Source organism: Streptomyces sp. DH10, assembly GCF_029813805.1.
GTDB classification, from domain to species: Bacteria; Actinomycetota; Actinomycetes; order Streptomycetales; family Streptomycetaceae; genus Streptomyces; species Streptomyces coeruleofuscus.
Genome location: NZ_JARVKU010000010.1, coordinates 58,343 through 73,602 on the forward strand (window position 1 = coordinate 58,343; position 15,260 = coordinate 73,602).

The window sequence follows — 15,260 nt, forward strand, 5'->3', positions numbered from 1 at the left end:
CCACGCTGACGGCGCTCCCGTGCAATTGCACGAGAAATTGCGTGACAATCAAGCCGTGTTGGGTACACGAGCCGGGACGTGAACGAGAACAGCGAGGAGACCGCGGTGCCACCAGTGCAGAACGGAGTGCAGGCAAGCTCGTTGGAGGCCTGCTGGATCAAGAGCCGGCACAGCAACGCCGAGGGCAACTGCGTCGAAGTCGCCCCTCTGGTCGACGGCGGGATCGCGATGCGCAACTCCCGTGACCCCGACGGGCCCGCGCTCGTCTACACGGCGGCGGAGGTGGCGGCGTTCGTGGCCGGGGCGAAGGACGGCGAGTTCGACCACCTGCTGTGAAGCGCGTACGCCGTGGTGATGTGGAGCTCAACTCCCCACTTGGTGGGGCTTCTCCGGGGGATGCGGGGCGCCCGGCGGGGTGCGATAGTGTAAATCGCCCTTGTGCCGGTCTGCTGGGAGTCAGGATGTCCGCCGCGTCGCATCGCATCTCCCGTCTGGAACCCTATCTGGACAGGCCCGAGCCGGCGCCGACTCTGCTGAAGATGCTGGTCGGTGTACAGCTGGCAGGCTTCCGTGAGGACGCCGGGCTCGCCCAGGACCAGGCGGCGCGCGCTGTCGGCTTCAGTGCCGCGAAACTGTCCCGCATCGAGTCCGGCAAGGGCCGCCGCCCGCCGACGGAGAACGACGTCCGCGCGCTGCTCCGGCTGTACGGCACCGACGACTACGAGGCCTCGGTGCTGCTCAAGCTGTTGCAGCGCGCCGGCGAGCCGGGCTGGTGGCAACGGTACGACAAGCGGCTGATGCCCGAGTGGTTCGACCGGCTGGTCGGACTCCAGGAAGCCGCCGCCACGATCCGTACCTTCGAGATCCAGTACGTGCCCGGCCTCTTGCAGACACCCGCCTACACCAAGGCCGTGGTGGAGCGGGGCCTGCCGAACGCGCCGGCCGGCGAGGTGGAACGGCGTGTCGAACTCCGCCGGCACCGGGCGCGGTTGCTGTTCCGGCCGGACGCCCCGCAGCTGTGGGCGGTCATCGACGAGTCCGTGCTGCTGCGCGTCCTGGGCAGCACCGAGGTGATGCGGGAGCAGCTCGCGCACCTCGTCGAGATGGCCGAACGCCCCAACGTGACCTTGCAGATCGTCCCGCTGAACGTCACGAACGCCTCGGCGCCCGCCATCCCGGTCACGTACCTGCGCTTCGGCGGTCTCGATCTCCCCGACGTGGTCTACCTGGAGCACATCAAGAGCGCGAACTTCCTGGAGGACCTCGACGAGACGGAGGAGTACCGGGTCGCGCTGGACCGCCTCGCCGACGAGGCGCTCACGCCCCGTGAGTCCCTGGAACTGCTGCGCACCACGATGGAGCAGCGCTACGCGTGACGTGCGAGTGCCTCGCGCGGGACGAGCCGCCTCCCGCGCGAGGCACCTGAGTCACTTCTCCAGGGGAATCCGCCCCACGCCGCCGAACTCGATCCACTCCTGGGTGAGCTGACGGGGCGCCACCTCGGTGTCCGGACGCCACGTGGACACCTCCACCAGCCCCGGCTCCAGGATCTCCAGACCCTCGAAGTACCCGGCGACGTCCTTCTCCTCGCGCACGCGGCCCCAGTGCCCCTGCGTCGCCTGGTCCATGAAGTTCGTGACGAAGTCACGGACCTCGGGGTCCTCGCTGACGAGCTGGCACATCACCATGAAACTGCCGGGGGCGAGCCGTTCCCGCACCCGGCGGGCCACCGCGATCGGCCCGTCGGTGTCGCTGTCCGGAATGCAGTGGAACACCGAGTTGAAGAGCACGCACACCGGCTCGGAGAAGTCGATCAGCCGCTGGGTGTCGGGGTGGTCGAAGATCAGGTCGGTCTCGCGCATGTCCGCGTGGATGACGCTCGTGCGCTCGTCCTGCTCCAGCAGCGCGCGGCCGTGGACCAGCACCATCGGGTCGTTGTCGACGTACACCACGTGGGTCGTGGGGTCGATGCGCTGGGCGACCTGGTGCACGTTGTCCTGCGTCGGCAGGCCTGATCCGTGGTCGAGGTACTGCCGGATGCCGTACTCCTCGGAGAGGGTCCGCACGACCCGCTGGAGGAAGCGCCGGTTGTTCAGGGCCAGGCGGCGCGTGCTGGGCACGACCTTGTCGAGTTCCTCGCACGCGGCACGGTCGGCCGCGTAGTTGTCCTTGCCGCCCAGGTAGTAGTCGTACATACGCGCTGCCGTCGGCACGTTCGCGTCGATCTCGGTGGACAACTGCTTCTCGGGCTGCATCGTTCCCCCTGCGTGGTGCCGTGCCAACGGACTGGCTGGACAGGAAGTACATCCTAGGGAGCGGGAGTTGGCCGCTGCCAGCCCAGTGCGAAGGTGCCCACGATCGAACGACCGGCTGATCGTCCCCCGCGACACCGTGTGCCCCCTGTGCCCCTCTTGTGTACTGAGCGTCACCGGGGGCTTCTGTGGTCACGGCGGGGGCGCGTCCAGGATCATCGCGGTGGACATCGACGACCGCAAGCTGGCCACCGCACGCGAGATGGGCGCCACGCACACGGTCAACTCGCGCGAGGGTGACCCGGTGGAGGCGATCCGTGAGCTGACCGGCGGCTTCGGCGCGGACGTGGTGATCGAGGCGGTGGGCCGGCCGGAGACGTACCAGCAGGCTTTCTACGCCCGCGATCTGGCCGGCACGTTCGTGCTGGTGGGTGTGCCGACGCCGGAGATGAAGCTGGAGCTGCCGCTGCTGGACGTGTTCGGCCGGGGAGGGGCGCTGAAGTCGTCCTGGTACGGCGACTGCCTACCGAGCCGGGACTTCCCGATGTTGGTCGATCTGCACCTGCAAGGCCGCCTGCCGTTGGACAAGTTCGTCACCGAGACCATCCAACTGGACGGCATGGAGAAGGCATTCGAGCGGATGCACCACGGTGACGTGCTGCGTTCGGTCGTGGTGCTGTGATGAGCGCGCGCATCGAACACCTCGTCACCTCCGGCACTTTCAGCCTGGACGGCTGCAGCTGGGAGGTGGACAACAACGTGTGGATCGTGGGCGACGACCATGAGGTGATCGTCATCGACGCCGCCCATGACGCCGACGCCATCGCCGAGGCGGTCGGCGACCGACGGCTGACGGCCATCGTGTGCACCCATGCCCACAACGACCACATCGACGCCGCGCCCGCCCTCGCCGACCGCACCGGCGCACCTGTCTTCCTGCACCTGGACGACCGGCTGCTGTGGAAACACACCCATCCCGACCGTGCCCCCGACGGCTACCTCTCGGACGGCCGCCGCCTCACCGTCGCGTCGACGGAACTCAAGATCGTGCACACGCCCGGTCACACGCCCGGCAGTGTCTGCCTGTACTCCGAGGATCTGACCACGGTCTGCACCGGAGACACAGCCCGGTCACACGCCCGGCAGTGTCTGCCTGTACTCCGAGGATCTGACCACGGTCTGCACCGGAGACACCCTCTTCCAGGGCGGCCCCGGGGCAACAGGACGTTCGTACTCGCACTTCCCGACGATCATCCGGTCGATACGCGACCTCCTGCTGACCTTGCCACCGGACACCAGCGTGCGGACCGGCCACGGAGGCAGCACCACCATCGGGGCCAAAGCTCCGCACCTCGGCTCATGGATCGAGCGCGGCCACTGACGGTGGATCCCGGGGGGAAAGCAGCATCGGCGCACTCTGTCGAAATGCGAAACGCGCTAATCTGGAGATACGAGAATTCATCGGTGATCGAGGGCGCGTCCGCAACCGCTATTCTCACGGCTCCCGGACGCTTTCCCAGGAGAAACCCATGGGCGATTATTACGACCTCGGCCCGCACAGCCGTCCCGTCACCACCTCCTCCGCTGAGGCTCAACTCTGGTTCGACCGTGGCCTGGTGTGGACGTACGCCTTTCATCACGAGGAAGCCGTCGTCTGCTTCGAAAAGGCGACCGAGGCCGATCCCGAGTGCGCCATGGCGTATTGGGGCATCGCCTACGCGCTGGGCCCGAACTACAACAAGCCCTGGGAATTCTTCGAAGGCGAGGAACTGGCGCGGACGGTGGAGCGTACGCACGCCGCCGTGGAACGGGCCCATGAGAAAGCCGTCCGGGCCACCCCCGTCGAGCAGGCCCTGATCGGCGCGCTGCGGGCCAGGTACCCCCAATCGGAGGCCGTCGAGGACTGCTCGGTGTGGAACGAGCCCTACGCGGACGCGATGCGCGCGGTCTACGAACTGGCGCCCGACGACCCGGACATCGCCACCCTGCACGCCGACGCGCTGATGAACCTCACCCCCTGGCAGCTATGGGACCTGACCACCGGGCAGCCGGCCGAGGGCGCACGGACCTCGGAGGCCAGGGCCGTGCTGGAAGGCGCGCTCGGGACCGACGCGGGCGCCCGGCACCCCGGGGTCCTGCACCTGTACATCCACCTGATGGAGATGTCCCCGACACCGGAGCAGGCCCTCACCGTCGCCGACCGGCTGCGCGGCATCGTCCCCGATGCCGGGCACCTGCTCCACATGCCCTCCCACCTCGACGTCCTGTGCGGGGACTATCGCCAGGTCGTCGCGGCCAACAGCGCCGCGATCGCCGCCGACGAGAAGTTCCGCCGCCGGGCCGGCGCGATGAACTTCTACACCCTCTACCGGGCGCACAACTACCACTTCAAGATCTACGGGGCCATGTTCCTCGGCCAGGCACAGGTCGCCCTCGACACCGCCGCCCAGCTCGAAGCCGCCATCCCCGAAGAGCTGCTCCGCGTACAGAGCCCCCCGATGGCCGACTGGCTCGAGGGCTTCCTGGCCATGCGCGTCCACGTACTGATCCGCTTCGGCCGCTGGGCCGACATCCTCGCCCTGCCGGTCCCGGCCGACCCGGAGCTGTACTCGGTGACCACCGCCATGCGGCACTACGCCCGGGGTGTCGCCCTCTCGGCCACCGGCGAGGTCGGCCGGGCGGAGGCCGAGCGCGAGCTGTTCCGCGCGGCGGTGGGCCGGGTGCCCGAGTCGCGGACGCTGTTCAACAACACCTGCCGCGACATCCTCGCCGTCGCGGCGGCCATGCTGGACGGCGAGCTCGAATACCGCAAGGGCAACCACGACCTCGCCTTCGCCGCCCTGGAACGCTCCATCGAGCTGGACGACGGCCTCCCCTACGACGAGCCCTGGGGCTGGATGCAGCCCACCCGCCACGCCTACGGCGCCCTGCTGCTGGAACAGGGCCGGGTGACGGAGGCCGAGGCGGTCTACCGCGCGGACCTCGGCCTCGACGCCACCCTGCCCCGCCCCCTCCAGCACCCCGGCAACGTGTGGTCCCTGCACGGCTTCCACGAGTGCCTGCTCCGGACGGGCAAGACCGCCGAGGCGGCTCTCGTGGCCCAGCAGTTGAAGATGGCGACGGCGCTGGCCGACGTCCCGATCCAGGCGTCGTGCTTCTGCCGCCTGGACACCGCGGGCGGCCCCCGGGCGGCCGACGGGTGCTGCCACTGACCCGCCGGTCAACGCCCCGTTGGCGACTGCGGTGCCCGACGCATCAGGGCGACGCCGTACACGACGAGCCACACCACCCACATCAGCCAGCCGGTGAGGCCGAGCAGCGGGTGGTCGCCCGACCGGGTGGAGCAGTGGTGGTGTGGGGTGCTGGTGCGCGAACTCCTGGCCTGAGGCAGGGTGCCGGCGGTTCCGGTCATGGCATCGCCGGGGCCCTCAGGTGCGCGTCGCCGTCGTGCACGGTGAGCCTTCCGGCAGATGGGTCTTGGCCCAGGCCGGACCACGTCGTGCTGATGGGCCGCACGGCGGGCGAGACGCAGTCGGCCAAGGGTATCCCGGTCACCATCGTCGCCGGCCGTGGCGGCTTCTACGCGCCGGGCACGCCCCGCGAGGGATACGAGTACCGTCCCGGAGCTCACCATGGCTCCGCCCAACCCGGCGATGGCCGAGCTGGTGCCGCTCTTCGAGGCCTCCCGCGAGCGAGCCCACCAGGACGCCGCCGCCAAGGCCAAGGAAGTCGCCGAGCGCCTGGCCGCCTGACGCCCGGCATGTTTGGACTGGCGCTCAGAGGCCACCCGGACCGTGACCCCGACGTCGGACACGGCTGGGAGTGAACGAATCGTGGCTGGAGAGAAGAAGGCCAAGGCGAAAGCCGAGCAGGCCAAGGGAAAGGCCAAGGAGACGGTCGGCCGGGCGGTGGGTAACGAGCGGCTGGAGGCCGAGGGCCGGACGAAGCAGTCGAAGGGCGACGCGCGGCAGGCCAAGGAGAAGGCCAAGGACGTTTTCAAGCACTGACGAGCGCTGCGTGAAGAGGGGCCCTGCCGCGGAGGCAGGGCCCCTCTTCACGCACCCGTCGGCGACCTCGGGGTGCCCCATCCCGCGACACACCAGTCGCATCTCAAACCCTGACCGCGGGTGTCTCCTCCAGAGGGAAGTGGCATGCCGCACCGTGGCGCGGCGCACCGGGCGGTGGTGCGGGGACCTCCTCGGCGCACCGGTCCCGTACCTGCCGGCACCGGGTCCGGAAGCGGCATCCGGACGGCGGGTCGGCCGGGGAGGGGATCTCGCCGGTGAGCAGGATGCGCTGCCGTTCGCGTCCGCCGCCGGACACGGGGGAGGGGGCCGCCGACAGCAGCGCCTCCGTGTACGGGTGGCGCGGCCGCCCGTAGACCTCCTCCGTCGGGCCCGTCTCCATGATCTTGCCCAGGTACATCACGGCGACCCGGTCGGCGAGGTGCCGCACCACCGACAGGTCGTGCGAGATGAACACGTACGACAGTCCCAGTTCGTCCCGCAGGTCGCACAGGAGGTTGAGCACCTGCGCCTGCACCGACAGGTCCAGCGCGGAGACGGGCTCGTCGCAGACGATCACCTCCGGCTCCAGCGCCAGGGCGCGGGCGATCCCGATCCGCTGCCGCTGTCCTCCGGAGAACTCGTGCGGGTGACGGCTCGCGTCCGACGCGCGCAGGCCGACCATCTCCAGCAGCTCGGCCACGCGGGCCGCCCGCTTCGACGCGGGTACGAGGCCGCGGTGGGTCAGCCACGGCTCGCCGATCAGATCGGCCGCGCACAGACGGGGGTTGAGCGAGCCGAACGGGTCCTGGAACACCATCTGCACCTTCCGGCGCCAGGCGAGCAGCTCCGCACCCGACAACGCGAAGGGGTCGACACCCTCGTACCGCACGGTGCCCGCGTCGGGCCGTTCCAGCCGCAGGAGGACCCTGGCCAGGGTGGACTTGCCGCAGCCGGACTCGCCGACCAGGCCCAGGGTTTCGCCGCGGCCCAGGGTCAGGTCCACTCCGTCCAGTGCTCGCAGCCGGGTGCCGCCTCGCACGGTTCGCCGGACCGTGAAGGTCTTGGCCAGACCGGTGGCCTCCAGCAGTGGCCCGTGGTCAGGCATCGGCCAGCTCCTTCCCGAAGTGGCAGGCGGCGGCCCGGCCGGCCGCGGTGCCGGTTAGCGCCGGACGATGGGTGGCACAACGCTCCCGGGCCATGGGACAGCGCGTACGGAAGGCACAGCCGGCCGGCACCGCACCGGGGTCCGGCGGGCTCCCCGGGATGGAGCTCAGCCTGGAGCCCCGGTGCTGCTCGGCCGGTACCGACGCCAACAGGCCCCGGGTGTAGGGGTGATGAGGTTTGCCGAACACCTCGGCGACCGGCCCCGTCTCCACCACCGTCCCCGCGTACATGACGGCGACCCGGTCCGCGTGCTCGGCGGCGAGCCCGAGGTCGTGCGTGATGAGGACGAGCGCCGTCCGCTGTTCGCCGCGCAATTCGCGCAGGAGGTCCATGATCTGCGCCTGCACGGTGACGTCCAGTGCCGTCGTGGGCTCGTCGGCGATCAGGACCCTCGGCCGCAGGGCGACCGCCGTCGCGATCAGCAGGCGCTGACGCATCCCTCCCGAGAACTGGTGCGGATACGCGTCCGCCCGGGAGCGGGCCTCGGGAATGCCCACCCGTTCCATCAGCTCCACCGCCCTGGCCTTCGCCGCGCGCCGGGACAGGCCCTCGTGGATGCGGAACGGCTCGGCGAGCTGGGTGCCGACCGTGAGGACGGGGTTGAGCGCGCTGAGCGCGTCCTGGAAGACCATGGCCACACCGGGGCCGGCCAGCCGGCGTCTGGCCCGTGCCCCGAGACCGAGCAGGTCCTCGCCGTCGAGGCGCACCTGCCCGCCCACCACCTCCGCCACCGGGTCGAGCAGACCGGCGACGGCGTGCGCGGTCATGCTCTTGCCGCAGCCCGACTCGCCCAGCAGCGCCAGCGTCTCGCCCGACCGTACGGAGAAGCCGACCCGGCGGACGACGTGGACGGGCCCGGCCGGGGTGTGGACGTCGACGGACAGGCCCTCCACGACCAGGACGTCGGCCGCAGTGGGCCGTTCGGTGCCGGCGGGACGGCTGCCGTCCGGAGCGGCGGTCGTGTCCGGCTCGGCGTCGGCACGATCACGCGCTGCCGGGTCCGCGCTCGCGCTGCGCGACAGGCGGGCACGCCACCCACTGCGCCGAACGCCCTCCCGCCACCGCTGCCCCGGGTCGGTCGTCATCCGGGCCCAGGAGGCGAGGGCGGTCGCCGAGACGGTCGTCAGGACGATCGCGAGCCCCGGGAAGAACGCGATCCACCACGCGCTCTGCAACTCCTGCCGCCCCTGGGCCACCATCAACCCCCAGCTCACGTCAGGCGGTTGGATGCCGATGCCCAGGAAGCTCAGCGACGACTCCGCCAGCATCACGAAGCAGAAGTCGAGCGCGGCGACGGTGAGCAGCGTCGGCAGCACACTCGGCGCGACATGCCGCCGTATGGTCGCCCAACCGCCGGTGCCGAACGTACGGGCCGCGTCCACGAACAGCCGGCTGCGCAGCTCCGCCGCCTCGGCCCGGGCCGTGCGCAGATACACGGGGATCCGGGCGACTGCCAGCACCAGCACGATGCTCGCCGCACTCGGCGAGAAGACGTACAGCACCACCACGGCCAGCAGCAGGGAGGGGAAGCTGAGGATCACGTCTGCCACCCGCAGCGACACGCTCTCGCGCCAACCGCCGTGATACCCCGCCCACATGCCCCACACCGAGCCGATCACCAGCGAGCACAGCACGGCCGGCACCGCCACGGCCAGTGTCGTCCCGGCCGCGGTCAGCAGCCGCGCGGCGACGGGCCGGCCGAGGGAGTCGCTGCCGAGGACGAAGGCCCAGCCGTGGTCGAGAGTGAAGGGCGGCCGGCCGGGGGCGCGCAGGTTCTGACGGGTCGCCAGGTCCTCGGCCAGCAGCGGTCCCAGGACGGCGCCCAGCGCGACCACGACCAGGACGAGGGCCGCCGCGCAGGCGAACCGGTCCCGGAGCAGCAGGGTGAACCACCGGCGCCGTACGGTCGTGGCGCCCGCCTCGGGTGTGGCTTTCTGAAGCATGTCCCGTCCTTGGCTCATGCCGCCGCCCGCTGCCGTACCCGCGGGTCGACAAGCGCGTGGCTGAGGTCCACCAGGATGTTGAGGGCGAAGATCGCCAGAGCGGTCAGGAGCACCGCCGCCTGAAGCACCGCGAAGTCGCGCTGGAGCACCGAGTCGATCATGAGCTTGCCGATTCCTGGCCAGCCGAAGATCGTCTCGACGACGACGGCCCCGTTGACCAGCCCCACGGCCAGATCGCCCGCGACGGTCAGCGCCGGTGCGGCGGCGTTGCGCAGGGCGTGCCCGAAGACCACCCGGGGCTCGGAGGCCCCCTTGGCGCGCGCCACCTTCACGTACGGGGCGGACAGTGCGGAGACCATGGCGCCCCGCACCACCTGGACCAGCACGCCGAACGGGCGGATCAGCAGCGTGGCCACGGGTAGCACCCACGCCGCCGCGCCGCTCGTGCCGGAGGTGGGCAGCCAGCCCAGCGTGACCGCGAAGACCAGCACGCCCATGATGGCGATCCAGAAGTCGGGGACGCTGGCCGCCGTGGAGGACAGGAAGCTCGCGATCCGGTCGGTCGCCGAGTTCGGGCGGTAGGCCGCCAGGCTGCCGATGACCACGGCGCCGACGATGGCGAGCAGCATCGTCCAGCCGGCGAGTTGGAGAGTGGCGGGGAAAGCCCGCAGGACGGCCTCGCCGGCGGGCTGGGCGGTGCGCAGCGACTCGCCGAAGTCGAGGTGGGTGACCTGGGCGAGGTAATCGCCGAACTGGCTGATCAGCGGGTCGTCCAGGCCGTTGCGGGCGGCGAACTCGGCCCGCATCTCGGGCGTCGCGCTCAGCGGCAGATACAGATTGGCGGGGTCGCCGGTGAGGCGGGCCAGGAAGAACACGCCGAGCACCACCACGAGGAGTGGGACGACGCTGGAGACCGCGCGGCGGCGCAGCAGGGTCAGCACGTGATGTCCTCCCTCAGTCCGCGCGCCGCATGTCGGCGAGTCGCATCTCGTCGTTGGTGGACGGGTCGGGCCGGTAGCGGACCTTGGGGGAGAGGGCCAGCAGGCCGGTCATGTTGGCCATGACGGCGTCCCGTACGACCTTGTCGTTCTGGTGGGTGAACGCGTCCGCGAACGCCTGTTGCCGTTTCCCGCCCGAGGCGAGCTCGGCCCGTTCGATGAGCGTGTCGAGCGCGTCGGTGCCGTAGCTGCTCTGGGCGCCCTCGCTGCCGTAGATCTGCGCCATCGTGAACGCGGCGTCCCCCGCCTGGTTGCCGTGCTGCGCCTGGAGCAGGGTGGGACCGGTGTCGCCGGCCGGGAAGGGGCGCAGCAGGTACTCCAGCCAGGCGTTGACGTCGAGCATCTTGATCCTGACCTTCAATCCGGCCTTGATCAGGCCGTCCTGGACGACCTCCATCGCCTCGGCGGCCTTCGGGTAGATGCCGTTGCGGCCGACGACGGTGAGCGTGGTGTCGGTGCGGACTCCGTCGGCGCGGGCCTCGGCGACGAGCTTCCGGGCGCGTTCCGGGTCGTAGGGCCACGGCCGCAGGCGCGGGTTGTGGCCGGTGACGCCCTTCGCCACGAGCTGACCGGTGGGCCGGCCGGCGAAGACCGCCGTGACCAGGCCCTCCCGGTCGATGGCGTAGTTGACGGCCTGCCGGACGCGGATGTCGTCCAGGGGCGGCTTGGTGGCGTCCATCCGCAGGTACGAGACCTCGTTGGTGGCGAACTCGACGGCCCGGTCGCCCGCCCCGTCCTCCGGCGCGAGCCCGATCGCGACATCCGCCTCGTTGTTCGTCACCATCGCCGCGCGCACACTGCCCTCGGCGCGCCAGACGTAGGTGGCGGCCTTGAAGTCGGGGGTCTTGCCCCAGTAGCCGGGGAAGCGCTTGAGCCGCAGGTAGCGGCCCTGGTTCCACTCGTCGATCCGGTAGGGGCCCGTGCCGACCGGCTCGCGCACGCGGGAATCCGGATCGGTGCTCGTGGGCACGACCTCGACGAAGGACAGGCGCAGCGGCAGGATCGGGTCGGGCTTCGCCGTGGTGACCCGGAGCGTGGTGTCGTCGACGGGCGTGGCGGTGAGCTCGCTGTCCGCGAAGATGTAGCCGTCGACGTTGCAGTCGATCCCCGAGTCCGTGGCGCGCTTGACGGAGAAGGCGGCCGCCGCCGCGGTGAACGGCGAACCGTCGTGGAAGGTGACACCCCTGCGGAGGGTGAAGGTCCACGAAGTGGCCGAATCGCGGGTCCACTTGGTGGCGAGGGCGGGTTCGAGGCGCCCGGTGGACGGTTCCCGCTCGGTGAGCGCCTCCGTGATGTTGGCCCGTGTCACCCGGCCCGTCGCGGTCAGCGAGGCGTCACAGGGTTCGAGCGTCGGCGGTTCCTCGGGCAGGACGATGCGCAGGGTGTCCGGGCCGCCGCCGATGGGGTCGGCACCGGCCACCGAGCAGCCGGAGGCGGCCAGCAGGACGGCGAGGGACGCGACGATCGGACGACTGCGGGATAAGCCTGAACCGGTCACTGTGCCTCCCGCGTTGGCTCTCGTACACAACAGAGAACGTCGTTTAGATATGTGGACGATCTGTGGGCGATCATTATTGGACCGGCGAGGCGGAGCGCGTCAAGGGGTGTGCGTCGGTTCCCAACTCGTCCCGCCTCTTGACGTGTTGATTGCCGTCCTAAAACATTCGGGAAACTCGATTGGTTCTGCGCGGTTCTGTTCGCTCTCGAAGGGAATTCATGTCCAGCAGACATCGCCTCGCCCGGGCACTGGCGGCCGGCGTCCCCCTGGTTCTCGGTGCGGGACTGGTGACCGCACCTCCTGCCGCTGCCGCCGAACCGCCCGGCAGCGCGGTCACGGTGCGGATCGACCCGTCCTACCGGCAGCAGGAGTTCGAAGGGTGGGGGACAAGCCTCGTCTGGTTCGCCAACATCACCGGCCGCTACCCGGAACCCATCCGGCAGAAGCTCGCCGACATGCTGTTCGGCCAGGACGGCCTCCGCCTCAACATCGCGCGCTACAACATCGGCGGCGGCAACGCCCCGGACGTCCGCAAGGACTACATGAAGACCGGCGCGACGATGGACGGCTTCTGGAAGGCACCCGAGGGCACCACCAGACAGGACACCGACTGGTGGAACCCCGACAACCCCGACCACTGGGACTGGTCCGCCGACCCGGGCCAGCGCTGGTGGGTGGACCGCGTCAAGAAGAAGGTCACCCGCTGGGAGGCGTTCAGCAACTCCCCGCCCTGGTTCCAGACCGTCAGCGGCTACGTCTCGGGCGGCTTCGACGCCAACACCGACCAGATACGGGCCGACCGCGTCGACGACTTCGCCACCTACCTGGTCAAGGTGACCGAGCAACTGGAGAAGAAGCACCGCATCAAGTTCGACACCATCGCCCCGCTCAACGAGCCCAACACCAACTACTGGGGCACCCAGATCGGCCCCGACGGACAGCCCACCGGCGGCCGCCAGGAGGGCGCGCACGCCGGCCCGGAGCTCCAGCAGAAGGTCGTGCTGGCCCTGCACCGCGCACTGGAGAAGTCGGGAACCCGCGCGACGATCTCCGCGATGGACGAGACCAACCCGAGCACCTTCGTGCGCAACTGGAACGCCTACGACGGCTCGGCCCGCGCCGCCGTCGACCAGCTCAACGTGCACACGTACGGCACCGGCATGCGCACCAGCGCCCGGGACAGCGCCAAGGCCGCGGACAAGCCGTTCTGGATGAGCGAGGTCGAGGGCACCTGGGGGACCGGCACCGACTTCACCGGTATGGATCCGGGGCTCGGCATCGCCACCCGGGTCGTCGAGGACATCCGTGAACTGGAGCCGTCAGCCTGGGTGTTGTGGCAGCCCGTCGAGGACTCCATTCCTCAGGCGGCGGCCGGCAAGAACTGGGGCAGCATCCACATCCCGTTCAACTGCACCGCGAAGGACACCCTGGAGACCTGCCCGGTCCGGGCCAACACCAAGTTCCACACCCTGCGCAACTTCACCCACCACATCCGGCCCGGCGACCACTTCGTCAAGGCCGACGACCCCTCCAGCGTCGCCGCCGTACGCAAGTCCGGCCGCGGGGCGACCGTCGTGCACGTCAACAGCGGCACCACCCCGCGCGCCGTCACCCTGGACCTCTCGCGGTTCAAGCGCGTCGCCCCCGGCGCCACCGTCACGCCCGTGGTGACCAGCGCCGGCGGAGCGCTCGTCCGCGGCACCCCGGTGAAGGTGAAGGACGACTCCGCCACGGTCACCGTCCCGGCGAAATCGGTCACCACCCTCCTCGTCGACGGCGTGTCCGGCACCGCCCAGGACGCCGCGCTCGTCCAGCCGGGCCACGTCTACCGCCTCCAGGGAGCCCAGAGCGGCAAGTCCCTGGCCCCGTCCGCCGACGGCGACGGTGTCGTCGTCCGTACGCCCGACCCGGCCGCCAAGTCCCAGCTGTGGTCCGTGAAACCGCTGACCCGCGGAGACGGCAACCGTGACCGCTACGCCCTCGTGAACGCGGAGACGGGCGACCGCCTCGCCGTGCGGAACGACGAGGCCCTCCTGGAGGACGCCGATACACTGGCCGCGCAGTGGATCATGTCGACCACCGGGGACGGCACCTGGACCTTCGTCAACGCCGCCACGGGCCGGCTGCTCGACGTCGTCGGGCAGTCGACGGCGGACGGCGCCCGCGTGTCGGCCTCCCTCCCCACCTCCAGCGCGAACCAGCGCTGGGCCGTGACCGACGAGACGGTGCTGCGTACCCAGCCGGCCAAGGCGTTCACCGTCCCCGGCCGCGCGCCCGAACTGCCCGGCACCGTGACGCCCGTCTTCCGGGACGGCGCCCGGGGCGCCCTCCCCGTGCGGTGGACGCTGCCCTCCGAGACACGCTGGAGCAAGCCCGGAACGGTACGGGTGAAGGGCAGGGCGACTGACGCCCTCGGAAGGACCGTCCGTGCCGAGGCCGTCGTCACCGTGGACACCATCGCCGCCACCCTCCCGGCCCGTGCCAAGACCTACACCGGCGGACGGCCCGGCCTGCCCGCCACCGTCACCGGCGTCGGACGGCATGGCGGAACCGCCGAACTCCCGGTCACCTGGGACCCCGCACCCGACGGCGCGTTCGACGACGCCGCAGTGGTGACCCTGCGCGGCACCGCCCACGTCCCCGGCGGTACCGAGGCGGCGGCGACCGTACGCGTCCAGGTCACCGCGCCCCGGGAGAAGAACGCCGCGCCCGACGAGGGCGTGACGGCCGGCGCGACCTACACCGAGAGCGGGTACTCAGCCGAGGGCCTGCGCAACGGAAACACGTCCGAGAAGGCCTGGTCGAACTGGAGGTCCGGCACGAAGAACCCCTCCGACACCATCACCTTCACCCTGCCCGAGGCGCGCGATCTGACCCGGGTCGTGACCCACTTCCACCGCGACGGCACCAACGTCAGCTTCGCGGAGTCCCTCAAGGTGCAGGTCCGCGGGGCCGACGGCACCTGGACCGACGCGAGCGAGACCGTGCCCGTCGGCACCGAGGGCACACCCGTCGCGGACGTCCCGGTGCGCGCCTCCGGGCCGGTGACCGGGGTACGCGTGGTCATGACGGCCCGGCCGGGCGGCTACATCACCCTCGGGGAGATCGAGCTGTTCGCCAGGACACCCGGCGCCTCCTCGGACGCCGCCGCCGCGTCGATCGAGGTGGACGGCGTGGCGATCGGCGACTTCGACCCGGACCGGACCGGCTACCGGGTGAGCACCGACCGCCCGGACCGGGCGAAGGTCACCGCCACGCCGCGCGACCCGTACGCGGACGTGACCGTCCGCAAGGAGTCGTCACGCGTGGCCCTCGTGACCGTCAGCAGCGAGGACGGCTCGAAGACACGGCAGTACAGGATCGAGCTGGCCCGCTCCTGACGCATGAGAACGCGGGGC

The 15,260-nt window shown here is 70.7% G+C and carries 11 protein-coding genes and 3 pseudogenes; 8 read left to right on the top strand and 6 right to left on the bottom strand.

The window, feature by feature from the left end; genetic code table 11:
• Positions 1-105 precede the first annotated feature (105 nt).
• Together QC385_RS21430 and QC385_RS21435 are read left to right on the top strand one after the other, a co-directional pair.
• Complete coding sequence (locus QC385_RS21430) at positions 106-336, top strand: DUF397 domain-containing protein (RefSeq protein WP_279543137.1); 231 nt, start codon at positions 106-108, stop codon at positions 334-336.
• Positions 337-461: 125 nt separating this feature from the next.
• Positions 462-1,376, top strand: a complete 915-nt coding sequence (locus tag QC385_RS21435) for a helix-turn-helix domain-containing protein (RefSeq protein WP_279542918.1) — start codon at positions 462-464, stop codon at positions 1,374-1,376.
• 51 nt (positions 1,377-1,427) lie between these two features.
• Here the strand turns inward: QC385_RS21435 and QC385_RS21440 are convergent, their stop codons facing one another.
• Entirely contained in the window at positions 1,428-2,255 is an 828-nt protein-coding gene (locus QC385_RS21440) for an SAM-dependent methyltransferase (protein ID WP_279542919.1), read from the bottom strand.
• A 199-nt stretch (positions 2,256-2,454) separates the two neighbouring features.
• On the opposite strand from QC385_RS21440, the pseudogene QC385_RS21445 reads away from it, so the two are divergent.
• The 3 genes and pseudogenes from QC385_RS21445 to QC385_RS21460 form a co-directional block, all read left to right on the top strand.
• Positions 2,455-2,934, top strand: a pseudogene (locus tag QC385_RS21445) (zinc-binding dehydrogenase); the annotation flags it as partial.
• Positions 2,934-3,633, top strand: a pseudogene (locus tag QC385_RS44280) (MBL fold metallo-hydrolase). The pseudogenes QC385_RS21445 and QC385_RS44280, both read left to right, overlap by 1 nt.
• 148 nt (positions 3,634-3,781) lie before the next feature.
• Positions 3,782-5,464, top strand: a complete 1,683-nt coding sequence (locus tag QC385_RS21460; RefSeq protein ID WP_279542920.1) for a hypothetical protein — start codon at positions 3,782-3,784, stop codon at positions 5,462-5,464.
• 8 nt (positions 5,465-5,472) lie between these two features.
• On the opposite strand, the gene QC385_RS21465 is transcribed toward QC385_RS21460, so the two are convergent.
• On the bottom strand, positions 5,473-5,664 hold the full coding sequence (locus QC385_RS21465; RefSeq protein ID WP_279542921.1) for a hypothetical protein: 192 nt from the start codon (positions 5,662-5,664) through the stop codon (positions 5,473-5,475).
• A 6-nt stretch (positions 5,665-5,670) separates the two neighbouring features.
• Here QC385_RS21465 and QC385_RS21470 point away from each other — a divergent pair.
• Together QC385_RS21470 and QC385_RS21475 are read left to right on the top strand one after the other, a co-directional pair.
• A pseudogene (locus tag QC385_RS21470) lies at positions 5,671-6,004 on the top strand (FMN-dependent NADH-azoreductase); the annotation flags it as partial.
• Positions 6,005-6,085: 81 nt separating this feature from the next.
• Entirely contained in the window at positions 6,086-6,259 is a 174-nt protein-coding gene (locus QC385_RS21475) for a CsbD family protein (RefSeq protein WP_279542922.1), read from the top strand.
• Positions 6,260-6,362: 103 nt separating this feature from the next.
• On the opposite strand, the gene QC385_RS21480 is transcribed toward QC385_RS21475, so the two are convergent.
• Genes QC385_RS21480 through QC385_RS21495 form a run of 4 tightly spaced genes read right to left on the bottom strand, consistent with a single transcriptional unit; the run spans position 6,363 to position 11,862 of the window.
• Positions 6,363-7,364: an ABC transporter ATP-binding protein gene (locus tag QC385_RS21480; RefSeq protein WP_279542923.1), complete on the bottom strand. Its 1,002-nt coding sequence runs from the start codon at positions 7,362-7,364 to the stop codon at positions 6,363-6,365.
• Positions 7,357-9,366 carry a dipeptide/oligopeptide/nickel ABC transporter permease/ATP-binding protein gene (locus QC385_RS21485; protein WP_279542924.1) on the bottom strand — a complete coding sequence of 670 codons (2,010 nt, stop codon included), beginning with the start codon at positions 9,364-9,366 and terminating at the stop codon, positions 7,357-7,359. Before QC385_RS21485 ends, QC385_RS21480 begins: the two co-directional genes overlap by 8 nt.
• A 14-nt stretch (positions 9,367-9,380) precedes the next feature.
• Entirely contained in the window at positions 9,381-10,307 is a 927-nt protein-coding gene (locus tag QC385_RS21490; RefSeq protein ID WP_279542925.1) for an ABC transporter permease, read from the bottom strand.
• 13 nt (positions 10,308-10,320) lie between these two features.
• Positions 10,321-11,862: an ABC transporter substrate-binding protein gene (locus QC385_RS21495; RefSeq protein WP_279542926.1), complete on the bottom strand. Its 1,542-nt coding sequence runs from the start codon at positions 11,860-11,862 to the stop codon at positions 10,321-10,323.
• Between the two features lie 218 nt (positions 11,863-12,080).
• On the opposite strand from QC385_RS21495, the gene QC385_RS21500 reads away from it, so the two are divergent.
• The gene (locus QC385_RS21500; protein ID WP_279542927.1) at positions 12,081-15,242 is read left to right on the top strand and encodes a glycoside hydrolase; all 3,162 of its coding nucleotides are present in this window, start codon (positions 12,081-12,083) and stop codon (positions 15,240-15,242) included.
• The last annotated feature ends 18 nt before the right edge of the window (positions 15,243-15,260 follow it).

Coding starts and splice junctions, on each gene's coding strand:
- QC385_RS21480 (WP_279542923.1), bottom strand. CDS start 7,364: ATGCCTGACCACGGGCCACTGCTGGAGGCCACCGGTCTGGCCAAGACC.
- QC385_RS21440 (WP_279542919.1), bottom strand. CDS start 2,255: ATGCAGCCCGAGAAGCAGTTGTCCACCGAGATCGACGCGAACGTGCCG.
- QC385_RS21485 (WP_279542924.1), bottom strand. CDS start 9,366: ATGCTTCAGAAAGCCACACCCGAGGCGGGCGCCACGACCGTACGGCGC.
- QC385_RS21435 (WP_279542918.1), top strand. CDS start 462: ATGTCCGCCGCGTCGCATCGCATCTCCCGTCTGGAACCCTATCTGGAC.
- QC385_RS21460 (WP_279542920.1), top strand. CDS start 3,782: ATGGGCGATTATTACGACCTCGGCCCGCACAGCCGTCCCGTCACCACC.
- QC385_RS21500 (WP_279542927.1), top strand. CDS start 12,081: ATGTCCAGCAGACATCGCCTCGCCCGGGCACTGGCGGCCGGCGTCCCC.
- QC385_RS21465 (WP_279542921.1), bottom strand. CDS start 5,664: ATGACCGGAACCGCCGGCACCCTGCCTCAGGCCAGGAGTTCGCGCACC.